Here is a 23,582-nt window from a genome sequence, read left to right on the forward strand (position 1 = left end):
AAACTAAAACAAGTAGACTTAACTTTGCTTTGTGTGACATAAAACAATTCGGAAGAACCGAAATTGCTTATAAATTATCAAAAGATGTATTTGAAGATCTTTGCAAAGTTTATAATCCATCAGATGCAAAAATAATTTATGCAATAGCAATTATTAGAGCAGCTTATGGAAATATCACTAATAGAGAAATTAATAGAAAATATCAATGTTCATTTTTCTCTGAACAATTTCCGGGTATAGGACTTTCATCTAGTAACATTTCAAGGTTTTTAGAAAAGTTGGGATATAACTACAGATACATCAAACAATTCATTCAAAATAGAATCGATACTGTTTCTCCTGGATCTACTATTGTAATTGATGGTATGTTAAAAAATTGTAGTTCTAAAACATCTGATTTTACAAAATGATCGTGAAAAGCTAGAACTAAAGGTGTTCAAAATATTTCTGTTTTATATGCTTTTGACCTAAACAAAAAAGAACCCATTGCAAGTAAGGTTTTTCAAGGAAATACACTAGATACAATGGCGTTCAATAGATTTATTGATGAATTTTCTCTAAATAATTGCTTAATTATGGGAGATAAAGGAATTTTTTCTAAAGAAAGTTTAGATAAATTAAATACTGAAAAGAAAAATGTTAAAAATCTTTTCCCTATTAAAAGAAATGATAAAAGAATAAAAGCTTTAGAGTTATCTAAATATGAAATGACTTTTAATTCGGATGAAGATATTATTTTATGTAAAAAAACAAAACTTAATCAAACCGAATTTTTATATTCATTTAAAAGCACAAATGACTACAACCAAGAACGAAGAACTTATTTAGATAAAGTTAATCGAGAACAAAATTTTAATAACGAACTTTTACAAGAAAAAGAAAAACTTTTTGGAACAATTACTTTTATTTCCAACGAAGATTTATCTTTAAAACAAATATATGATCTTTACAAAACAAGATGAGAAATTGAAGAATTTTTCAACTTCTATAAAAACATTGCTGAATTGGATTTTGTAAGAGTACAACAAAACACAAGTGTAATTGCGACTGAATTTATAAACTTAATAAGTTCTATAATCACTTCAAGAACGAAAAAAGAATTTGAAGAAAAAGGATTAACACAGAGATTTTCATTTAATCAAATAATGGAAAGATTAAGTTCAGCTAATAAGTATTTAGATGGTACAACTAAAAAATGACACTATACAAGTGAAAAGAAATATACCGACAATATTATTGATATTTTAAACCTATAGTGGCAAAAATGATAAATTTCTTAGTTTACAGTACTTACTGTTGAGAATGTTCCTAATCCCGCTGATACAACACCTACTAACCCACCCATAAATTTATCAATTGGAGTTGTTACAGTTCATGTTGTAGCTAGATAAAGAGCTTCTAAAGTTGCGATACCAAACTCAGTAGTTGAAGCGATAATTAATGCTGTTTTTGGATCATAAATATTACTTAATTGATCTGTAAATACATCTTTAAGTTGTTCAATTGCTTTTATAGTTGGTGATGCTTTAACGTTACCTAAAACAACATTACCATCAGCAACAGTTCTGAAGGCTCCTCTATTAGTTAAGTATCCAAGTTTAATTCCTTCAGCTTTAAATTCAGTATCACTAAATCTTTTACTATGATTTATTTGTTTTTGTAATTTTGTTTTTAGATCAACACCATCATCGGTTTTGACTATAAATGCATATTTACCTGCTAAATCTTCAACTGCTTTTTCCATGTGCTTAGCAACTTGACCAATTGTTGTATCAGTTCCGTATTTTTCATCATCACCTTTTAAGTTAAATTTAATTGGTAAACTTGATGAGTTATCTTTTTGAACAGCATCCATACATTCAAAGAATGATACTAGAAAGATTTTTCAATTAGTGAAATAAAAATAAATAAGAAAAATCAATATTAAAAAAACCACTCATAAAGTGGCAAGAATCTATTTATTTTTAACTTTTCTTGGAAAAGTATCTGGTTCTGTTCTATTCTTTAATCTTTTTATGTTTGGAAAATGTCTTCAAGCTAAAATCAATCCTGAAATTAAAATTACAATATTTGCTTCTAACATTCCACTTGCTCAAGAATTATTTAATCAATAATGAAATGAATTAAACAGTGAAAATAAAATATATTTATCTCAAGCTAATTTAAAATACTCCAATCCATTTCATTGTCATATAAAGATATTCAATCCACTAAATCAAGGTATTCACATAACTATTAGTATAGCTAAAGTAGATAAAATTGAGGCAACACTTACTTTTCTTGAAATGGTTGCAAACATAAATCAAACTATTAAAAATATAATTAAATATAAAACATTTACAACAAGCAATAATCCTAAAAAACAACTAACAGCTTTACCGCCTTTAAATTTATAATAAATAGGATAACAATGACCAATTAAAGCAAAAACACAAGGAATAAAATAACTAGTCTGAATAAATAAATTATGATTAATCATTGATAATAAAATTGCAACAATAGCTGTTAAAACTACTTTTGATCCATCTAAAAAAGTTACTAATAATCCTCATCTTTTTCCTAAAACTCTAACTGTATTAGTAGCTCCAGGATTTTTAGATCCAACTGTTCTAATATCAATGTTTGCAACTCTTTTAACTACAATAATTGATCAAGAAATTGAACCTATAAAATAACCAATAATACTTGCAATAATTATTCCTAAATAATGCATAGTTTTTCCCTTTCATTAAACCTAATAAAATTATAAAATAAATTATAGCAATAAAAAATATAGAGAAAGAAAAATCTAGAGGAACAAAAATGAATAATTTATACGACTATATACAAATAGATTCTTTAGTATGTGAAATATATAATGAAGATCTTGAAATTTTAGCTGAAAATTTTGATGAATTTGCAAAAATTAAAAAAGCCAATAATAACATTCAAATAATTGAAGATATTATTGAAGATATAAAAGAATACAGCATTTTATTATCATATCCAAATCCTGAGAAAGAAATTTCATGAGCTTTTAATTCTTTATTTATAAAATTTGCATTTCTAATTACATTAAAACAAGATCTAATTAACTTTAGTAATCATTTTAAAAAAATAAAAACAGATAAAAACTTAACAGATATCATATCAAATAATTTTATAGATTTTCTATTTTCAAAATCAGATGAACTTATTTTAGATTTTAAAAATTTATTAAAAGAAAATAAATTTTCTTCAATTAGAAGGGGTTTAAACTTTAAAATTGTAAAAACTATGAATGATTTTTTAAAAACAGAAGATTTAGAAGAAAAAATTAATATTTGATTTGAATTAGAAGATATACTGGATTGTGAATTGAACCTTACAGATCAAGATGTAGAAATATTTAAAAATAATAACAAAGATTTGACCACATTTTTAGAAGAATGATTATTTCTAAATATTAGTTTAAATACAACAAGAATTGTTATGCATGCTTTTGTAAAAAGAACTAACAATAGGGTTAGATAATATGAAAAAAGATTATAAACAAATGAATTTAGAACAATTAAATTTAGAAAAACAACAATTAAACGATCAACTAAATCAATACAATCAAAAATTAAAACAAATTAATAAACAAATTAAAGGTAAATTATGATTATGATGGTTTGTTCCTGTTATTGGAATGTTTATTTATTTTAGTTTTTATCATAATAGACTTCAACAAGAACAATATACTGATCAATTAGTTAAAATTAAAGTAGAAATAGCAAATATTGAATTAAAAATAATTTATTTAGACAAAATAATTACCGATAAATTAAATAATTAAAACAAAATTGTAAAATACAAAATATACAGTTTTAAAGTTGTAAAATAAAAATATGTCTGATTAGCGCAATCGGTAGAGCAACTGACTCTTAATCAGTGGGTTGTGGGTTTAATTCCCACATCAGGCACCATTTTTATAGGACAACAAAAGACTTATAAAAAAGTCTTTTTATTTTTATTAATCAAAATATCATGAGGTGACAATATGAATAAAGTTTGTTTATTTGCTAATGCTAAATATCTAACTAAACATTTCTTAGATAAGTTTAATAAAAATAAATTAATTATTTTTACATATAATCAAACTGATGATGATTTTGATTGTATTTGTTCAAATTACCAATTAAACTTATTTAAAAACACTGGTTATCAGTTTGTTGAAATAGATGAAAAAAAAGGTTTCAAATCATTAATCGATCAATTTAATGTAACTAAAATTTATGTTTTAAAAAGTTTTTCAAAAATAGATAAATTAATTGAAGTTTTTCCTAATACTATAATAGAAGATGATCTTGATTTAATATCTAAATCAAGAAAATTCTTAATTGAAGCTAATACTAAAGAGTTTAAAAAACTTACAGGATTTAATTATACTTTTTCAGGAATTGTTACATTATGTAATCAACTAGGAAGAACAATCAACTTTCCAACAGCAAATATTTTAACTAATCCAACTCTTAAAATAAAGAGTGGAGTTTATTTAGTTAAATGTATAATAGATGATCATATTGTTAAATACGGTATGGGTGATAATTGAATTAATAGAAATAATTTAATGGTGTTCGAAGCTAATATTTTTGATTTTGATAAAGACATTTATTCTAAAAAAATAACTTTTGAAATATTAAAATATATTAGAGAAAACAAAAAGATTAATAACTTAGATGAACTTGTAGAATTATTAGAAAATGACAAGTCTACTTGCTTAAAGTTATTGGAGGATAATTATGAATAAACCACTTTTAGGAAGTCATGTTAAAATGACAAAAGCTGGTAAATATCTAATCGGAAGTGTTGAAGAAGCTTTATCTTATAATGCTAATACTTTTATGATTTTTACTGGACCACCACAAACCAGCAATAGAGTTGATACTAAATTATTAAATATCGATCAAATGCACAATTTATTGAATAAAAATAATATTAATTCTAAACATTTAGTTGTTCATGGTGCTTATATTATTAATATTGCAAATAGTGTGAATGATAAAACATGAAATTTCGGTGTTGAAATGCTTATCAAAGAAGTTCAACGTTGTGAAGAAATAGGAATTGATATTTTAGTTTTACATCCTGGATCTTATACAACAGGAATTTATCAAAATTCATTAAGACAAATTGTTAGAGCTTTAGATATGGTAAGTGATCATCAATTTAATGTTAAGATCGCATTAGAAACAATGTCAGGTAAAGGTACTGAAGTTTGTTATAAATTTGATGATTTTAAATACATATTTGAAAATGTTAAAAATCCAGAAAAAATTGGAATATGTTTAGATACTTGTCATATGAATGATGCTGGATATGATATTAAAAAATGAGATCAAGTTAAAAAAGAATTAACTAGACATATGAGTTTAGATAAAGTTTTATGTATACATTTAAATGATTCAAAAAACGCTTTATCATCACATAAAGATAGACATGAAAATATCGGATATGGACATATTGGATTTGATGCATTATGTAACGTTGTTTGAGATGAAGATTTTAAAAATGTTCCAAAAATTCTAGAAACTCCATATGTAGATGATAAATTCGCTCCATACAAAATTGAAATAGAAGATTTAGTTAATAAAAAATTTACAGATAGACTATAAAATATAATTAAATTAAAATTTATATAGTTAATAAAATAGTGAGGTGTAGATATGAAAAAAATGTTAGGTTTCTTAAGTGCTATTGGTTTAATTGCAACAACAAGCATAGCAACTATAAGCTGTAATCCAACAAATCGAATAATTATTAGTAAATATAATGGTTTATCTTCAATTAAAAATGAAAGAATTTGACGTTCTTCTGAAGCTTTTGTAAGTTTAGATGAATTAAAAGCACTTATAAAAAGTGATCAAGATAATAGTGATAAAAAATACGCATCTTCAAGGTTAAAAGCTTTAGCTACAAATAATTTTATTGAAGGTAAGTTTAAATGTTGAAGCGATTTAAAAGACGCTAAACTAGTTTTTTATAAACAAGTTCCAGTTTCAATTGTTAATCCATTAGGATATTCAATAATAACAGAAAGTGACTTTGATGAAAAATCAAATGTAGATCTAAGATTTATAAAATTTGAATTTATTAAAAATGACAAAGAAACAAAACAAACAAGTGAAAAACTAAGCTTAAGAACTTTACCGAAATTAGATCAAATTGATAACTTTAAAGAAGGTTCAAACTTAAAACTTAAAAATGCAGAACCAAGCTTATTAGATCAAGGCTTACTTGATAGAAGTATTGTTAATATATTCGATAGGTACACACCTTCAATAACTAGTTTTTTATCAAGTAAAGGTATAAAAAAATCTGATGATATTACTAAAGAATTAAAATCAGAAATTAAAGAATCATCAAGATTCAACGAATTATTAAAATCAATTGCTTCATACTTATCTGAAGTAGTTAAATTAGTAAATTCTGAGTCAGGAATAATTAAATTTGATGATGAGAAAAAAGAATTTTCTTATACACCTAGAAAAACTCATATTTTAGAATTCTTACAAAAAGATAATTCAAAAAATAAAGTTTTTGAAGTATTAAAACAAATTTTATTTAAAGAAAAAGATCAAATTGACTATATTGATATTTTAGATGGTTTTGTTTTTGATGAAAAATCTGGTGAATATGTAAATAATGAAAAAGAAATATTAACTACAATAAAAACTAAAGCTCAAAATAATAATGGATAGGAAAAATAAATATGACATCAAAGATTAGTGCTTCTGCAAAAAGAAAAATATTAATTCAAACTTTTTATAAGTATCAATTATTAGATGCTAATTTAAACTACATTAAACAAGATATTTTAGATGATGCTCAAGATATTAAAAACCAAGAAGTTTATAATGAAATAGAAAAAATAGCAACTAATACTGATGATATAATCGAATCAATAAAACCTCACTTATCAACAAAATGAAAATGAGAACGAATTCCATCAGTTATTAGATCTATATTAATTGTCGGAGTTTATGAAATAAAATATACAGATACTCCAAAAGCTGTAACAATTAATGAAATGGTTGAATATACAAAAGCTTATGTACCTGATTTTGACTTTAAATTTGTTAATGCCATTTTAGACAAAATAGAAGAAAAATAATATGCAAAAAGTTTTAACAGTCCAAGAGTTAAATCAAAACTTAAAAAACTATTTAGAAAACATTGATTATTTTAAATTAATATATGTTAAAGGTGAGATTAGCAATTTAACCTTAAACAAATCAGGTCATGTATATTTTTCAATAAAAGATGAAAATGCAACTATAAGTTGTATGATATGAAAAAATAATGCACATAAACTTATTCAATTAAATCCTAAAGAAGGTATGCAGATAACTTGTGCAGGAAGAATTACATATTATGTAGTTGGTGGAAAAGTAAATTTTGAGGTTAAAGATGTTCAAATCGAAGGAATCGGTGAACTTCAAAAAATATATGAAGAAAGATTTTTAAAACTAAAACAAGCAGGTTGATTTGATCAAAGTATTAAAAAAAGACTCCCAAATGTTGTTCAGAATGTTGGAATAATTACTGCTGATTCTGGAGCTGCAATTCATGATTTAGTAACAACAATCCATCGACGAATGCCTTCAACAAATATATTTTTATTTCCTGCGCAAGTTCAAGGAAATCAATCAGCACATGATGTTGCTGAAAAGATTAAACAAGCTAATAGTTTTGCAACAAAACTTGATGTATTAATTGTTGGTCGTGGTGGTGGAAGTTATGAAGATCTATGATCATTTAATGAAATGGAATTACTTCAAGCGATTAAAGATAGTGATATTCCAATCATTAGTGCTGTAGGTCATGAACCTGATGTAACATTAGCTGATTATGTAGCTGATGTGAGGGCGGCAACTCCAACTGCAGCTGGTGAGTTAGTAAGTAGAGATATTCAAGAATTAAAAAAACAATTGAAATATTATTTAGATAAACTACGTTTACAAATTGAAAATAGATATGAATTAGAATCAAAAGATTTAATGCATTTAAAATTTCAACAAAACAAGGCAGTAGAATTTGCTATTTCAAGTAAAGAGATTTTAATAGAACAATTAGAATATAGCGTTCCAGAAAGTATTAAAACTAAGATAAATAATTCTTATAAAGATATTTCTAAACTTAAAGGTTTATTACTACAAAGTATACAAACAGCTTTTAATAATCAAAATATTAAAATAATAGAATCTACTAATATGTTAAAAAGTAGAAGTATTTATAAATTAGAACAATATAAAAATAATTTTAATTTCATGACTTCAAACTTTAAATCATTAATCTCGCAGAAAATGAAAATTGAAGAATTAAGATTTGAATCGATGGCTAATAAATTGAACTTACTAAATCCAAAAAAACCTTTAGAAAATGGATATGGTATAGTTACAAATGAAAATGGAATAAAAATAACTTCATATAAGGATGTTAAAACAAATGAGAAAATAAAAGTTTTCTTAATAGATGGTAAATTGATAGCAAATTTAGAAGAGGTGATTGCAAATGAATAATGAACAAAAATCATATGATGAATTAATGCAAGAAATTCAAGAAGACACAAAGAAAATAAGTAGTAACGATGTTTCTTTAGAAGAAGCGATGAAAATTTTTGAAGAGAGCATCCAAAAAATTAAAGTAGCTAAAGAAAAATTAACTGAGTACAAAGGAAAAATAACAAAAGTATTAAATGATGGCGAATTAGAAGAATTTAACAAATAAAATAAGAAATTTATCATTTTTACCACTATAGGTTTAAAATATCAATAATATTGTCAGTATATTTCTTTTCACTTGTATAGTGTCATTTTTTAGTTGTACCATCTAAATACTTATTAGCTGAACTTAATCTTTCCATTATTTGATTAAATGAAAATCTCTCTGTTAATCCTTTTTCTTCAAATTCTTTTTTCATTCTTGAAGTGATTATAGAACTTATTAAGTTTATAAATTCAGTCGCAATTACACTTGTGTTTTGCTGTACTCTTACAAAATTCAATTCAGCAATGTTTTTATAGAAGTTGAAAAATTCTTCAATTTCTCATCTTGTTTTGTAAAGATCATATATTTGTTTTAAAGATAAATCTTCGTTGGAAATAAAAGTAATTGTTCCAAAAAGATTTTCTTTTTCTTGTAAAAGTTCGTTATTAAAATTTTGTTCTCGATTAACTTTATCTAAATAAGCTCTTCGTTCTTGGTTGTAGTCATTTGTGCTTTTAAATGAATATAAAAATTCGGTTTGATTAAGTTTTGCTTTTTTACATAAAATAATATCTTCATCCGAATTAAAAGTCATTTCATATTTAGATAACTCTAAAGCTTTTATTCTTTTATCATTTCTTTTAATAAGGAAAAGATTTTTAACATTTTTCTTTTCAGTATTTAATTTATCTAAACTTTCTTTAGAAAGAATTCCTTTATCTCCCATAATTAAGCAATTATTTAGAGAAAATTCATCAATAAATCTATTGAACGCCATTGTATCTAGTGTATTTCCTTGAAAAACCTTACTTGCAATGGGTTCTTTTTTGTTTAGGTCAAAAGCATATAAAACAGAAATATTTTGAACACCTTTAGTTCTAGCTTTTCACGATCATTTTGTAAAATCAGATGTTTTAGAACTACAATTTTTTAACATACCATCAATTACAATAGTAGATCCAGGAGAAACAGTATCGATTCTATTTTGAATGAATTGTTTTATGTATCTGTAGTTATATCCCAACTTTTCTAAAAACCTTGAAATGTTACTAGATGAAAGTCCTATACTCGGAAATTGTTCAGAGAAAAATGAACATTGATATTTTCTATTAATTTCTCTATTAGTGATATTTCCATAAGCTGCTCTAATAATCGCTATTGCATAAATGATTTTTGCATCTGATGGATTATAAACTTTGCAAAGATCTTCAAATACATCTTTTGATAATTTATAAGCAATTTCGGTTCTTCCGAATTGTTTTATGTCACACAAAGCAAAGTTAAGTCTACTTGTTTTAGTTTCTACATATTCAAAGTTTATTATTTCACCGATTTTACCCATTTCTACTGGAACTGATTTTCCATTTTTTCAAACACTTGTTCTTTTAATAACATCATATCTATTTCCATTTTTCTTTACTCTTGTATTTTTTGGTCTATCCACAGCTAATATCTCTTTTGGTATTGGCATTTTCTTTCTCCTTATGTAGTGCTTTAGTCACTATAATTGTATTATAATTTTAATCAACAATAATTTTGTTCTTTTGTATATAAAGTTCTAGTTCATAAAAATATTTGATAGTAATATCACATTTAACCTTTTTTAATAATCTAGTTTGCTTTAATCAAATTTTAAAAATATTAAAAAGAGTCACACCATCTCTTTTCTTAACTCTATATGCAATTTTAAATAAATTAGATTTTACTTTAACTTTAAAATCAATGTTATGAATATTTAATTTATTTAATAGTGCTGCTTCAATAATATAATTTGCACTAGGATCAAAAGAAATTTCTTTATTTATCTCATCGCTAATTATTGGTCATAATAAATCATCTATTTTTTGTCCAATTTCTTTATTTGAAAATATTTTTTCTCTTAGATACTTTCTATCAATATTATTGTCATTATCTAAAATGTTTTGATCTATCTTTTTTAATTTATCTTTAACTTCTTGTTGTTCTAAACATTTTTTAGCTACAACATCAGCATTAATTATTTTAAAGTTTGGGTGAAAGTTAATAAATTTATTAGAAATTGTAGTTTTTCCAGAACCTATTTTTCCAAATATACCTATTATCATGAACTACCTCCATACATTTTTCATTGTTTTTCAGCAGAAATCTCAGTTACAGTAACTATTAAATTATTATTCTTTTCAACTACAAAATATATATTTGTATTTGAAGCTGATATGTAATTATACCTACTGTCATGAAAACTTTTTGTAGAATTTCTAATATGATTTAAACATATTTCTTTTACTTCATAATCTTTTTTATCTTTAAGTTTCAAGCGTTCTTTTGCTCTTTGTAATCCATGGTAACTAAAAGAAAAATTATGTCTATAATAGTAACTCATAAAATTCACCCTCTACATACTATTATAATTAATAATATATAGAATTATAATAAAGGTTTTGCTAATTTCTGGAATTATAATAAAGGTTTTGCTAATTCTTGTAAGTCTGATATAGTTTTTCTAAGTATTCTTGTAAATTTATTTCTTGATATATCTAATGTATCACAAATTTCTGTTTTACTAACTTCATTTGCATACATATAAAAGATTTCTCTAGCCAAAGGTTCTTCTGTTGTTTGGAAATATTTTTCTATGAGATCTTCTCAACCCATTGTAGATTCAGAATAACTCATTTCTTTAACGTTATCTTCTTTTAAATTGTTCTCTTGAGTTTTATAAACACTATTATTTAAAACTTTATGTTTGTTATTTATATACTTAACACAAGCATCTGTACACTTTCATGTTACAGCATCAATCACTGAAGAAACGAATTTTTTCTTAATGTTTTTTGTTTGATACTTTTTTAATAAATCATCAAAAGCCATCCAGGCATAACTTTGCATATCTTGAAACTCTAGAGGAACCTTATAAAACTTTGATAGTGCTTTTTTAATAGCAAATTTTATCGGTGGTTCTAGTATTTGAAAAAGTTCGAGCTTTTCAGATTCTGTCAAAGATCTGAAGTCTTTGTTCAAAAAATAATCTATTTTTTTCATATAATTTCTCCTTATTTCTATTCATTAATGTATTAGGAAAAAAATGAAAAATTGATTTTTTTTGATAAAAAAAGATGAAATTTATTCATCTTTTTTACTCTTATTTGATTTTTTATTTTTCATTTTCATTATAAATAATTGAAACTTATTTGGCTCTTTAATTTCTGTTTCTTCATTGTCATATAATAAAGGATCTATTTCATATGACTCACCGTTCATAATTGCCATAACAGCTTTTTGATGTTCTATGTTAGCTTTTATAATTCTTTCTTTATCTATTTTTGGATTAACAACTAATAATATAAGTGCAACAATTAAAGTAAATATTGTTATAGAAAGACATATTGCAGATAGAATTGTTGCTATATTAATTTTTGAACCATAATTTTGAATAACTAATTGTCAAAACTTATTAAAGTTATTTTTAAATTGATCTTGGTTTTTTTGAATCAATTGTTGAACTAAATCATTTTTTCAAGTAGCTTCAATATTTTTTGATGAAATAAAGCTGAATAATGTTCCAAGTATCATCCCAAACATAATTAGAAATAAAACCACAGGCATTAATTTCATTCTATATTTTTCTTTATTATTTTGGTTAGATTTAAATGTGTAAGAACAAATTAATATAGCAGGTACGACATGCATAAGAGCTAATAAAACACCACGTATATTGTTAACTTTTAAACCACCTAAAGGAATACTATTTAAAAATTTAGCTCTGTTACTATCCATAAAATCTGTTCAACTATTTACTCCAAATGTTTTAGCATAATCATCTGAACTTATATCAATATTAGTTAGTGATAAAAACACTAATGTTGAAATTACTAATAAAGTAGAAATTATAGATAGAATAGATAAAACCATTTTAAATATTGGCATAAACTTAGGTTTTGAGTTATAAGGATAAAACCTAGGATCTTGTAATGGTATAACCGGAAGTTCTTTATTTTGTAAATTTTCGATCATGTTTGGGTTAAACATATTAAAAATATTGTTCATATCTTGTTGATTTATCAAATTAGTTTGTTGTTGAGTATTAACATTTTCTTGTTCAGCACCGGTATTTTGTTTTTGATCTTCAACTTTAATTTCTTCATCTTGTTTTGATTCTTCTTGTAATTTTTGATCTCATTTGTTAATGTTTTGCTCTGTTAAAATAGATAATTTTTGAATTTCACTAGAAGTTATTTGTTCAGATTGATCAACTAATTTAGTCTTAGCTACTTTAAACTCTTTAACTATTTGTTTAATAATTAGATCAATATCAAATAGCATTTCATCTTCAGTTTTATTATCGAATGTTTCAAATCTTTGTTTTTCTTTTGAATTTGTTATTAAAACAAAAGCTTTAGCAAATGCTTTAGAAAAATTTTCACCTTCAAGACTTTGATTATGATTTGATTCTAGTGTCAAAATATTATTTATTAATATTAAGAATTTTTCTCTAAATTGATTATTTTTATAAATAAAATATCTTAGTTTTTCTATTTTTAATATATTTCTAGTTAAATATATTGTTTTTAAATATAACTCTTGCATTTTATCCTCCCATATTTTTTATAAGCTCATACTCAACAATAATGTTTTTATCCATTTCAGAAGAAATAACACCTTTAAATATTTTGTAGACTATTATAATTTTATCATTTAGTTGTTTAATATTATATTTATTATTCATTGCTAGTTTTACTCTATATGGATGAGATTTAAGAATTGAAGATATTTCCTGTTGAGATAGAAATTGTTGTTTTAAAATCAATACATCTCTATAAAAAGTTAGATTCGTTTCTAATAAGCTAATTAAAGCAATAATGTCATCATTAATTGCGACATAATCTTTATAAAGTTTTATAAATTTAGAAATATCATTACTTATAAAAGCATCAACTAACATAAACACATCATCTAAATGATAATTAGCAAAAACATTTTTTATAATATCTAGATCAAGTTCAGATGATAAACTAGTTAATTTATTTAATTCATTTGTAATAGTTTGTAGATCATTTGGTAGATAATTATAAATTTCATTTGCTAATTTATTATTAATTTTTTTATTCTTAGAATTTAGATACTTAATAATATAATCAATAGTTTGATTTTGATCATAAGGTTTTAAATAAATAACATTACAGTTTTGCTCAATAAATTTTGCTATTTTTAATTTTTTAGAAAACTTATTAGAGTTCATTGCAAAAATAACTATATTGTTTGGGTTTTTATTTTTAATCATTTCAGTTAATTTAGTTAGTGAAAAATTTTTATTAAAATTAGTTTTACTTTCATTTACAAAATAAGCATCGCTAATTACTACAACAACTTGATCACTAAAAAAACTAAAATTAGTTACATTATCATAAATATCGTTAAAATCATCTTCAGTTAAAGAAAAAGTCTTTATTTCAACATTATCTTTATTTTGATTCTTTTTTATAATTTCATCAATTTTTTGATTCATTAAAAAGAAGTCTTCAGAATAAACAAAATACATATCTATCACTCTATTCATTTATATATTGTACAATTTAAATTGCTATAATAATTAAATAATTAATATTTATTTAATTAATAAGTGTTTAAAATATATTATTTTTATATTTAACTTTATTTTAAAATTTGTTATACTTGTATATGTATTTCAAAAATCTATATATTTTATAAAAGGAGTTGAAAAAGAAATGGCAAACATTAAATCTCAGAAAAAACGTGTTTTAACTAACGAAAAATCAAGATTAGCTAACAGAGCTTTTAAATCAGAAATCAAAACTGCTATTAAAAAAGCTTTAGCTGCTAAAAAAGCTAACGACGCTAATAAAGAAGAATTAGTTAAAGCTGCTGTTAGTCTAGTTGATAAAGGTCTTAAAAAAGGAATCTTTAAAGACAACAAGGCTGCTAGAGAAAAATCACGCTTAATGAGCGCTTAATATTTTTCAATTCATTAGATAAATAATTTGACCACTTTTGATGGTCTTTTTTATTTTTTAAATCAAAATCTATAAGAATTATAATCAAAAAAACAATTTCCTGTTTTTTCAGTTTCAAAATAAGTAATATTGTATTTAAACAATGTAGTTAAAGTTTCTATATTTGGAAAATTATAAGTTCTTGAATTAGCTGAAATTAGTCCATATTTAGGGTTTATTAATTTAATAAATTCATCTGTTGAACTTGATTTTGATCCATGATGAGGGATTTGTAATATATCAATTGGTTTTAAACTTAATACATATCTAAAATACGCATTATTAACTAAACTAAGTTCAGCTTCTTTTTCAATATCACCTGTAAATAAAATTCTAATATCTCTGTATTCTAAAATATGAACTAAAGATCTATTATTTTCTGATTTTAAATTATTTCAAAAAAAATAAAGATTAACTCCTTTAAAAGATTTAATATGTTCGAAATTATTGTAATCAATTACTTGATCAACTCTAATATTTTTTTGAATAGTTTCCAATCCATTAAAATGATCTGCATGATAATGAGAAATGATAATTAAATCAACTTTATTAATTCCATAATATTTTAAAAATTCATATGGAATTTGTTTTGAAAATCCAGCACCAGTTCCACAATCGTTAATAATAGTAATATTTTTATATTTATCATGAAAAATAAAAGTATTTGCATTTCCAACATTTAGCATTGATAAAAACACACTAGGTTTTAATAATCAATTAATTAAATAACAAATTAATAAAACAAAAAATAATAATATTCAAGTTTTAAAATTTCTAAACTCATACATCATAATAATTAAAACAATAAAATAAACAATTAATAAAAACATAACATTAAAATGACCTAAATTAATATTAAAATTAATTGCTTTTAGTCAAGTTAATACTTTATATAAACTATCAGTTAAAAAACTAGTATTGATTAATAATCAAATTGGAATTGTAAAATAAATTAAAGCAAATAACGGTCTTAAAAAGATCAAACTAATTTGAGTAATAATGCTAAAACTGTAAAATGTATAAATTTGAAGTGGAATAAAATAAAAAGTAAATAAACTTGATCTAGTTATATAATTTAAAAATTTATTTCTAAACAGATCTTGATAAGCAAATAAAAAAGCTAGAATTACAAATAATACTGAACTAGAAGTTAAAAAACTTGGTGTTAATAAAAAACAAATTATTAAACATATAAATCTTTTAAAAATTAACGGTGCTTTTTTCTTTGAAAAAATAAAATACTCACTTACTAAAAAATAAACAACAATACGAAGTGAAGCATAACTAAAATTTGTTAAATAAGATATTAAAAATACAAGTATGTAAAAAAGATATTTTAAACTAATAGTTCATTTATACTTATGATTTAATTTGTAAAAAAATCTAGTAAATAAATGAATATTAAAACTACTTAAAACAAGTAAGAATTCTAAGTTTAAATCAGATAAAACTTTATTTAGATCTGAAGATTTATTATTTAATAAAAACATACTAACTATTTTATTAGAATAGATATTTTCAGTTAATCAATTACTAGATCTTAACCCATTAGAAATATCATTAATTTTATATTTATCTAATTGATGAGTTACAAACTGTTTTTTTAAATAATTAAAAAAATCAAATTGATAATAATTAGTATTTGATTCTAATTTTTTAAATGTTCCAATAATACTTATTTTTTGATCTAAAAGAAATTTATTATCAAAATCAGATACATAAAACTTGATATTTTTATATTTTAAAATTGCATAATTATTATGCTTACTTACAACTTTAGCTTGTAATTCTTTATTATTTAAAAAACTTAAATCCTCATGTTTAAACCATAATTTATAACCTAAAAAAACTAAACAAATAACTGTAAAAATTATTAATATTAAATGAAAGTTTTTGTAATTTAAACTAATTGAAACACTTAAAAATAAAATAGTTAGTATTAAATATTTCAAATCAAAACTAATAATTAAATTACAATAAAAACAACATGATAATAATAAAAACATTAAAAAGAAATGTTTATTAACTAAATATCGATAAAAATCTATGCTAAACAGTTTTAACTTATCCATTCTCTCACCAATAATGTATTAGCAAAAAAATAGAAAAAATGACTTCTCATTTTAAATATCTTTTTTTTTAAAAAAGTTAAAGATTTTATCTTATACACACTGAATAATTATTTTCAATTCTTGCAAAAAAAAAAACTCTCCCCTCTGATCTACTTTTCTTAAAAATTAAACTGATATAAAATAAATTTATTAATACTAAGAGGATTTTTGATATGTCACATATAGGTTATATAAAAAAGTTTATTTCTCAAAAGAAAACTTGATTCATAGCGGAATTCTATATTTTAAAAAATAAAGAGACTATTATCTTTGAAAGAAAAAGTAATGATATGTTATTAAATGTTTTATATTCTGTAAATATTACAGAAAAAAACAGTAAAAAAGAATGTGATTCATGGACTTATCATATAATTAATGATAATGATTTACTTTATCAATATTTAAGTTCTGATCTTTTTAAAATTGTAAATGAAAAAACAGCAGAAACAATTAGTAGACACTTTGTGAAAACTTCAGATATCTTAAATAAAATAATTAGAAACAAGGACAATTTTTTAAGCATTCCTTCAGTTTCAGAATATATTTTAAAAAACATATATAAAAAAATATCTAATATAGAAGAATTTGTTCCATTACATTTAGAATTTGTCAACGAAAATTTAGATTTAGAAATATTTAATGAATTACTACAGTTTACTAAGCCTAGTAAAGAAAAGTTAGAATTGATTAAGTCTAGCAAAGAGATGCTAGAGCTGATTAAAAATGATTTATATTACTTCAATCATGATAAAAAAATAACTAGTTTAGAAGCTGTTGATAAGATTTTTCTGCATTTTACTAACGATAAAAACAATATTAAAAGAATAGCTCATTATTTATATGAACACTGTAATAATGTATTGAAAAAAACATCAAGCACATATACGCAAATACCGGCTGTTTTATATGAATTTAATAAAGATGAAAACTTCTATATTCCTTTTGATGAAAAAGAAGAGTTAATAAACCAAGCTTTTAATTATGCATTTGAAAAGAAATTATTAGTTTTAATTGGAGAAAAATTATACACCAAAGAATCATATGAAGATGAATTAAATATTGCATACTGTTTATCTAAAAACAATAAGGTAAATAAAATATGTTCATTTAAGATTAATAGATTTATAAAACAAATTGAAAAAGAAGTAAGAAAAGAACTTAATAATCCAAAATTTAAATACGACAAAAGTCAAGTCAATGCCTTAAAAAAATTTATTAATAGCAAATTTACTGTAATTACAGGTGGACCTGGAACTGGTAAGACAACTTTAATAAAAGCTGTAGTAAAACTATTTCAAAAAGTATATAAAGAAAGTGAATTTAGAATAGCAACACCAACTGGAAGAGCTGCTGCTAGAATAAAAGATAGTTTTATAGAATCAGATGCTACAACTATTCATAAATTACTTGAATATGACTTTGAAAAAGATGAATTTGGCAAAAATGAATATAACTTATTGAGTCTTGATTTATTAATAATTGATGAATGTTCTATGGTTGATAATAACTTATTTAGTCGTTTGCTTTTAGCTAGTCAAAATGCCAAGAAAATAGTTTTTGTTGGTGATACAGAACAATTACCAAGTATTGATATCGGTAATGCTTTTGAAGATATTATTAATTCTAAAAAAATCACAACAGTGCATTTAAGTAAAACTCATAGACAAAAAGATAAAGATCCCAACGAACAGGATAAAATAGGAATTGTGGATTTAGCTTATATGATTAGAAACAATCAATTTGATATAGGTAAATTAGATAATGTAAATGACTCTTTAAAGTTGATTTTTGTAAGTGATCAGAATAAATGTTTAGAAGAAGTAGAACGAAATTATATAAATAAAAATGGTTTTAATGAACCTTACGCTATTCAAATAATTAGTCCAACTAATAAGAATGAATTAGGTGTAAAAAATATCAACAGAAAAATTCAAGATACCTATATAGATAAAAATAACAAAAAGGTAATGGAAATTAATTCTGAATTCAAAATTGCAGAAGGCGATAAAGTAATGTATTTAAAAAATGAAGGAAATTTATCTAATGGAGATATAGGAACAATAAAAAGTTTAACTGCAAAGAAAAGACCTATAAATGCTCGTTTCAATGATAAAGTAGATGAGGTTCTTGATTTCAATCAATTTAGTAATTTAACATTATCTTATGCATGTACAGTTCATAAAACTCAAGGAAGTGAATTTCAAAAAGTTATCTTGGCACTAGATCCTGAAAACGTTAGTCCATTTATTAGTAAAAAACTGATCTATACAGCAATCACAAGAGCTAAACAAGAGCTTACAATAATAACTAGTCAAAACTCTCTTATCAAAAGTATTAAACAAAAACCTCCTATTAGAAATACAACTTTAAAAGAACTTATAAGACTTATGTATAAAAAAAGATATAAGACTTATGTATAAAAAAAGATAATAGAATATTTTAAAATTTAATAAGTGGAAATATCTAGGATTATCTAGATATTTTTATTATTTTTTGCATTTTTTATAGATGACAAAATTTTTAAAATTTTTGCGAAAAAACTATTGCATTAATATCAGAAAAATATAAAATATATATTGTCCTTGTGTTAGGCGAAGTACAAAAACGCTGACTTAGCTCAGCTGGTAGAGCAATTGACTAGTAATCAATAGGTCGAAGGTTCAAGTCCTTTAGTCAGCACCAGTATAACGGAGGGGTAGCGAAGCGGCCAAACGCGGGTGGCTGTAACCCACTTCCTTTCGGTTCGGGGGTTCGAATCCCTCCCCCTCCACCATTCATTGGGCTATAGCCAAGCGGTAAGGCAAGGGACTTTGACTCCCTCATGCGCCGGTTCGAATCCTGCTAGCCCAACCAACTCGACTCGTTAGCTCAGCTGGTAGAGCAACTGGCTTTTAACCAGTGGGTCCGGAGTTCGAATCTCCGACGAGTCACCACTTATTTATATATCCCCAGGTGGCGGAATAGGTAGACGCATTGGACTTAAAATCCAACGGGCTTTATCTCCCGTGCCGGTTCAAGTCCGGCTCTGGGGACCATAAAGAAAACAAACAGACATGTTCAACACATGTCTTTTTTATTTTCTATTTTCGTTTATTGACATAAAAAAATGAATCTTAAAAGATTCATTAATTATTTTTTCTTTTCATCATTTCTTTCATTATCAGCATAATGTCAACTTGGTGCGAAAATGGTTTTTTTCACTTCATCGTTATTAGCTTTTGAATTATAAATATTTTGAATATTGTAATTTAATATTGAGTTTTTTAATGAGTCGATAAATTTGTTATTAAACACGTCTTCTCTTACTTTTTTTGCAACAGATAAATCAGCGTTCAAATCTATACATTTAGCTTTATCTTTTTCTTCTCTTTTTGTAAATGTTTCAAAACCACTAATCATTCCATAGAACATTCCATCTCTTAAAACCATAAATAATGGTCCTTCTAGACTCTTAACACTTTCTGTTAGTATTGATACATAAGTTGTTACATTTTTTCTTTCTTTATTATTAGGATTTTTACCTAAACCATAAAATTGTTTAGCTAAGTTTGATATTAAATAATCATCTAGTATTTTTTTTCTAACTCCATCATCTCATTTATTTTGGATTTTATCGTATATAATACTTTCTAATCTAACTTCATCAGTCATGTTTTCAAAAAGTTTTTGAGTATTATCTCCGATTTTTGTTGTTCTAATTCAATATTCTCTAGTTTCTTTACTATCTTTATCTTTTTCTTTTTTTACATCAACTTTATATAAGTTGTCAGTTGGATTTTCATCATTTTGTTTTGTAACACTTCAATTTAATTGATTATGAAACTTACTTATAAAACTATTTTGAGTTTGACTAGAACCATTATTTATTTTACTTATTGCTTCTGAAAAACTTCTTGAGTTGGTAACTTCTTGTAAACCATCTTCAAATGAAAGTGAAGAGTTATTATTTTTAGCACCTAAATAAACGATTAATGTTTTGTTTTTTGATTCTTCTAAATATTTATTAAATTGATTAAATTCTTTATTTGCTGAACTACAACTAGCAACAACACTAGCTGAAGTAGCGATGATTGAAACAGTAGATAATAGTGAAAGCATTCTTTTCATTTACATACCTCTCTTTTATAACATTATTTATTTTACTATATATTAATTAAAATAAAACTATTTTTATACAATAGATTAAAACTATTTTTATACAATAGTGTATCTTAATTTATTATAAAATTCTTGAAACTTATTTTTAAAATGTTATCATATTAATTGTACTTTAAAAATAGCTTGATATTTTTTATTTATGAAAGGTGGATATAAGTAATGTGCGAAAAGTATATTTTACGCTGTACAGTTTGCAAAAATGAAAACTACATTGGTAAAAACGATAAGAAAAAACCAAAAATAGAAGTATCTAAATACTGTGCAAATTGTAATAAACACGAACTTCATAAACAAAAAAAATAGTCTTTTGTGACTATTTTTTTAAATTATAAATATATAATTATTGTTAAATGATAGGAGAATAGATATGAATAAACACGAAATCATTGTAGATTTATTAAATAAAAATGATGCTGATGCAATTTTATTATATTCACCAGAAAATAGATATTGATTTTCTAGATTCAAATCATCACTAGGATATTTATTAATTACTAAAAAATCCTCACACTTATTTTTAGACGGTAGATACATAACTGCTGCTAGAGAAAGCGAAATAATTAATAAAGATGTAGAACTTCATCATTTTTCAAGTAACTTAAAAGAAGATTTAAATCAAATATTAAAAGATAACAATGTTAAAAAATTAGCATTTGAAGCAGATTGAATTTTTTATAAACAATATGAATTATTTAGAGATAAATTCTTTAATGATGTAGAATTAGTTCCTGTTGATTGTTCAAAAATGAGAATGATTAAAGATAGTTGAGAAATAGATAATATTAAAAAAGCTTGTGATATTACTGATCAAGTATTTCAAGCAATTTTAGATTATGTAAAACCAGGAATGACTGAAAAACAATTGCAAAGATTTGTTGATGATAAATTCTTAGAGTTTGGTGCTGATAAAATAAGTTTTGACACAATTATTGCATCTGGAGTTAACGGAAGTAAACCTCATGCCGTTCCAAGTGACAAAGTTATTCAAAACAATGAATTAATTACTATTGATATGGGTTGTTTTTATAATGGGTATTGTTCAGATCAAACAAGAACTATAGCTATTGGAGAAATTGATAGTAAATTAGCTGAAATTTATGATATTGTTTATCAAGCACAATCTTTAGGAATTAGTTTAGTTAAAGCTGGAGTGAATGCAGGAGATATTCACCGTCAAGTTCATCAATTTATTGATTCTAAAGGATACGGTAAATATTTCGATCACGGACTAGGTCATGGAATTGGTGTTGAAATTCATGAAGAACCAGGAGTAGGATCAACTGGACAAGTAATTTTACAAGAAAATATGACAATTACTGTTGAACCAGGAATTTATATTCCAGGTTTAGGTGGAGTTAGAATTGAAGATGATGTTTTGGTAACTAAAGATGGTTGTGAAATGTTAACTTCTTCTCCAAGAACATTAATAAAATTAGATAAATAATTTAAAATGGTCATAAGACCATTTTTTAGTTTTGAATAAAGTTAAAAAATAAAAGATACTAAAAAATGTTAAAATAAAAGTTAGTTAGAAGAGAGAAAAAAATATGAATAAAATATCTAAAGAACAACAAATAAAACAAAAAGCTATTAGAACTAATTTTCAAATGAGAGTTATTTCATCTGTATTTTTAGTGATAGCTTTAATAGTTTATTTAACATTCCCGATTTTATATAATATTGGTTTTATAAATAATTGATCAGAAAATAGTTTAATAGCTTTAAATGTAATTTCATTACTAATTAGTAGTGCAATTTTATTTTTCTCAACTAATGAGCTATTATCATCTTTTGAAATAAAGTTTTCTAAAGAAAAATTATTTATTCAACTTTTTACAGTTTTATTATTATGAATACCTTTTACTGATAAAGATAGACACACTTATGTTTTTAATTTCATTTCAAGTGTTAATTATTGAAATATAATACCTTTTATAATCTTAATTTCTTATATTAGTTTAGTTTGAATTTTATTAAAAAACTCATTAAATAAAAATAAATCAGAAATATCAAAAATATTATTAGTAAGTTTTATTATGATATTCGCTTTAAAAACTTTTAACATGTTAGGTTTTTATATTTTTTCAAAAAATAGAGTATCAAGTTATTTACTTTATGGTTTTTCAAGTATTATTTGAATTTGATTAACAATTATTTTAACTGATACATTTGCTTATCTTTTTGGAGTTAAATTTGGAAAACATAAATTAGCACCAACTATTAGTCCTAAAAAAAGTTGAGAAGGAGCTATTGCTGGATTTGTTTGTTCAGTTTTAGTTAATTTAGCAATAATTTTAACTTTATATTTTGTTGGTTCAACACAAAAATATGCACCATTTTATGGATATTTCAAAATATTAAATATTTCTAATTCTATACCTGTTGTATTGTCTTATATTTTTATAACTATGGCAGTTTCTATTTTATGTCAGTTAGGTGATTTATTATTTAGTTGAATTAAAAGAAGTGTTAATATTAAAGATTTTTCAAATCTAATTCCAGGACATGGTGGAATACTTGATAGATTAGATTCATTTTATTTTGTACTTTGTGTAATGTTTTTTGTAATTTTTATTGGTCTATTTATTAATCAACTTTAGAATGGAGTTTTTGT

24 protein-coding genes and 6 tRNA genes are annotated in these 23,582 nt (G+C 23.7%); 20 read left to right on the plus strand and 10 right to left on the minus strand.

Annotation, left to right across the window (positions count from 1 at the left end; all coding sequences use genetic code 4):
* A partial coding sequence (locus tag AB668_RS02790; RefSeq protein ID WP_050517525.1) for a transposase occupies positions 1 to 1,256 on the plus strand: 1,256 nt, incomplete at its 5' end.
* A 20-nt stretch (positions 1,257 to 1,276) separates the two neighbouring features.
* Here AB668_RS02790 and AB668_RS02795 read toward each other — a convergent pair.
* Positions 1,277 to 1,855 (minus strand): hypothetical protein, encoded by a 579-nt coding sequence (locus tag AB668_RS02795; RefSeq protein ID WP_050517526.1) that lies wholly within the window; start codon positions 1,853 to 1,855, stop codon positions 1,277 to 1,279.
* 99 nt (positions 1,856 to 1,954) lie between these two features.
* Positions 1,955 to 2,713: a glycerol-3-phosphate 1-O-acyltransferase PlsY gene (plsY, locus tag AB668_RS02800; protein WP_050517527.1), complete on the minus strand. Its 759-nt coding sequence runs from the start codon at positions 2,711 to 2,713 to the stop codon at positions 1,955 to 1,957.
* 89 nt (positions 2,714 to 2,802) lie between these two features.
* Here plsY and AB668_RS02805 point away from each other — a divergent pair, with 89 nt between their 5' ends.
* The 9 genes from AB668_RS02805 (at position 2,803) to xseB (ending at position 8,730) form a co-directional block, all read left to right on the plus strand.
* Positions 2,803 to 3,492 (plus strand): hypothetical protein, encoded by a 690-nt coding sequence (locus AB668_RS02805; RefSeq protein ID WP_050517528.1) that lies wholly within the window; start codon positions 2,803 to 2,805, stop codon positions 3,490 to 3,492.
* A gap of 1 nt (position 3,493) precedes the next feature.
* Positions 3,494 to 3,796, plus strand: a complete 303-nt coding sequence (locus tag AB668_RS02810) for a hypothetical protein (RefSeq protein WP_050517529.1) — start codon at positions 3,494 to 3,496, stop codon at positions 3,794 to 3,796.
* Between the two features lie 54 nt (positions 3,797 to 3,850).
* Positions 3,851 to 3,926: transfer RNA gene (locus AB668_RS02815), tRNA-Lys, on the plus strand.
* A gap of 74 nt (positions 3,927 to 4,000) precedes the next feature.
* The gene (locus tag AB668_RS02820) at positions 4,001 to 4,750 is read left to right on the plus strand and encodes a riboflavin kinase (RefSeq protein ID WP_050517530.1); all 750 of its coding nucleotides are present in this window, start codon (positions 4,001 to 4,003) and stop codon (positions 4,748 to 4,750) included.
* On the plus strand, positions 4,743 to 5,615 hold the full coding sequence (locus AB668_RS02825; protein ID WP_050517531.1) for a deoxyribonuclease IV: 873 nt from the start codon (positions 4,743 to 4,745) through the stop codon (positions 5,613 to 5,615). Before AB668_RS02820 ends, AB668_RS02825 begins: the two co-directional genes overlap by 8 nt.
* 51 nt (positions 5,616 to 5,666) lie before the next feature.
* The gene (locus tag AB668_RS02830) at positions 5,667 to 6,701 is read left to right on the plus strand and encodes a lipoprotein (protein ID WP_050517532.1); all 1,035 of its coding nucleotides are present in this window, start codon (positions 5,667 to 5,669) and stop codon (positions 6,699 to 6,701) included.
* A gap of 11 nt (positions 6,702 to 6,712) precedes the next feature.
* Positions 6,713 to 7,114 (plus strand): transcription antitermination factor NusB, encoded by a 402-nt coding sequence (gene nusB, locus AB668_RS02835; protein WP_050517533.1) that lies wholly within the window; start codon positions 6,713 to 6,715, stop codon positions 7,112 to 7,114.
* Position 7,115: 1 nt separating this feature from the next.
* A complete protein-coding gene (gene xseA, locus AB668_RS02840; RefSeq protein WP_050517534.1) occupies positions 7,116 to 8,522 on the plus strand; it encodes an exodeoxyribonuclease VII large subunit in 1,407 nt (468 codons plus the stop codon).
* Positions 8,515 to 8,730 carry an exodeoxyribonuclease VII small subunit gene (gene xseB, locus AB668_RS02845; RefSeq protein WP_050517535.1) on the plus strand — a complete coding sequence of 72 codons (216 nt, stop codon included), beginning with the start codon at positions 8,515 to 8,517 and terminating at the stop codon, positions 8,728 to 8,730. Before xseA ends, xseB begins: the two co-directional genes overlap by 8 nt.
* Before the next feature lie 25 nt (positions 8,731 to 8,755).
* On the opposite strand, the gene AB668_RS02850 is transcribed toward xseB, so the two are convergent.
* From AB668_RS02850 to holA, 6 genes are all read right to left on the minus strand, one after another.
* Positions 8,756 to 10,180, minus strand: coding sequence for a transposase (locus AB668_RS02850; RefSeq protein ID WP_050517536.1), 1,425 nt, complete (start codon positions 10,178 to 10,180; stop codon positions 8,756 to 8,758).
* A gap of 49 nt (positions 10,181 to 10,229) precedes the next feature.
* Positions 10,230 to 10,793, minus strand: coding sequence for a dephospho-CoA kinase (gene coaE, locus AB668_RS02855; protein WP_050517537.1), 564 nt, complete (start codon positions 10,791 to 10,793; stop codon positions 10,230 to 10,232).
* Entirely contained in the window at positions 10,787 to 11,071 is a 285-nt protein-coding gene (locus AB668_RS02860; RefSeq protein WP_050517538.1) for a hypothetical protein, read from the minus strand. The genes coaE and AB668_RS02860 overlap by 7 nt, the downstream gene beginning before the upstream one ends.
* A 74-nt stretch (positions 11,072 to 11,145) precedes the next feature.
* Positions 11,146 to 11,730: a hypothetical protein gene (locus tag AB668_RS02865; protein WP_050517539.1), complete on the minus strand. Its 585-nt coding sequence runs from the start codon at positions 11,728 to 11,730 to the stop codon at positions 11,146 to 11,148.
* Between the two features lie 81 nt (positions 11,731 to 11,811).
* Entirely contained in the window at positions 11,812 to 13,275 is a 1,464-nt protein-coding gene (locus tag AB668_RS02870) for a hypothetical protein (RefSeq protein ID WP_050517540.1), read from the minus strand.
* A 1-nt stretch (position 13,276) separates the two neighbouring features.
* Complete coding sequence (gene holA, locus AB668_RS02875) at positions 13,277 to 14,227, minus strand: DNA polymerase III subunit delta (RefSeq protein ID WP_050517541.1); 951 nt, start codon at positions 14,225 to 14,227, stop codon at positions 13,277 to 13,279.
* A gap of 187 nt (positions 14,228 to 14,414) precedes the next feature.
* On the opposite strand from holA, the gene rpsT reads away from it, so the two are divergent.
* A complete protein-coding gene (gene rpsT / locus AB668_RS02880) occupies positions 14,415 to 14,660 on the plus strand; it encodes a 30S ribosomal protein S20 (protein ID WP_004427565.1) in 246 nt (81 codons plus the stop codon).
* A 50-nt stretch (positions 14,661 to 14,710) separates the two neighbouring features.
* On the opposite strand, the gene AB668_RS02885 is transcribed toward rpsT, so the two are convergent.
* Positions 14,711 to 16,771, minus strand: a complete 2,061-nt coding sequence (locus AB668_RS02885; RefSeq protein WP_050517542.1) for a ComEC/Rec2 family competence protein — start codon at positions 16,769 to 16,771, stop codon at positions 14,711 to 14,713.
* Positions 16,772 to 16,983: 212 nt separating this feature from the next.
* Between AB668_RS02885 and AB668_RS02890 the strand changes: the two genes are divergently transcribed.
* The 6 genes from AB668_RS02890 (at position 16,984) to AB668_RS02915 (ending at position 19,845) form a co-directional block, all read left to right on the plus strand.
* Positions 16,984 to 19,230 carry an ATP-dependent DNA helicase gene (locus AB668_RS02890; RefSeq protein ID WP_050517543.1) on the plus strand — a complete coding sequence of 749 codons (2,247 nt, stop codon included), beginning with the start codon at positions 16,984 to 16,986 and terminating at the stop codon, positions 19,228 to 19,230.
* Positions 19,231 to 19,416: 186 nt separating this feature from the next.
* Positions 19,417 to 19,492, plus strand: a tRNA-Thr gene (locus tag AB668_RS02895).
* Between the two features lie 7 nt (positions 19,493 to 19,499).
* Positions 19,500 to 19,583 (plus strand) — tRNA-Tyr (locus AB668_RS02900).
* A 5-nt stretch (positions 19,584 to 19,588) separates the two neighbouring features.
* Positions 19,589 to 19,663 (plus strand) — tRNA-Gln (locus tag AB668_RS02905).
* Positions 19,664 to 19,667: 4 nt separating this feature from the next.
* A tRNA-Lys gene (locus AB668_RS02910) sits at positions 19,668 to 19,743 on the plus strand.
* Positions 19,744 to 19,756: 13 nt separating this feature from the next.
* Positions 19,757 to 19,845, plus strand: a tRNA-Leu gene (locus tag AB668_RS02915).
* 94 nt (positions 19,846 to 19,939) lie between these two features.
* Here AB668_RS02915 and AB668_RS02920 read toward each other — a convergent pair.
* Positions 19,940 to 20,917: a hypothetical protein gene (locus AB668_RS02920; protein WP_050517544.1), complete on the minus strand. Its 978-nt coding sequence runs from the start codon at positions 20,915 to 20,917 to the stop codon at positions 19,940 to 19,942.
* Positions 20,918 to 21,127: 210 nt separating this feature from the next.
* Here AB668_RS02920 and rpmG point away from each other — a divergent pair, with 210 nt between their 5' ends.
* The 3 genes from rpmG to AB668_RS02935 all read left to right on the plus strand — a co-directional run bounded on the left by rpmG (position 21,128) and on the right by AB668_RS02935 (position 23,568).
* Positions 21,128 to 21,271, plus strand: coding sequence for a 50S ribosomal protein L33 (gene rpmG / locus AB668_RS02925; RefSeq protein ID WP_050517545.1), 144 nt, complete (start codon positions 21,128 to 21,130; stop codon positions 21,269 to 21,271).
* Positions 21,272 to 21,335: 64 nt separating this feature from the next.
* Positions 21,336 to 22,412, plus strand: coding sequence for a M24 family metallopeptidase (locus AB668_RS02930; RefSeq protein ID WP_050517546.1), 1,077 nt, complete (start codon positions 21,336 to 21,338; stop codon positions 22,410 to 22,412).
* A 103-nt stretch (positions 22,413 to 22,515) separates the two neighbouring features.
* Positions 22,516 to 23,568 (plus strand): phosphatidate cytidylyltransferase, encoded by a 1,053-nt coding sequence (locus AB668_RS02935; protein WP_050517547.1) that lies wholly within the window; start codon positions 22,516 to 22,518, stop codon positions 23,566 to 23,568.
* Positions 23,569 to 23,582 lie beyond the last annotated feature (14 nt).

The sequence above is a fragment of the Mycoplasma sp. HU2014 genome (genome assembly GCF_001199495.1).
Classification (GTDB): Bacteria; Bacillota_I; Bacilli_A; order Mycoplasmatales; family Mycoplasmataceae; genus Mycoplasma.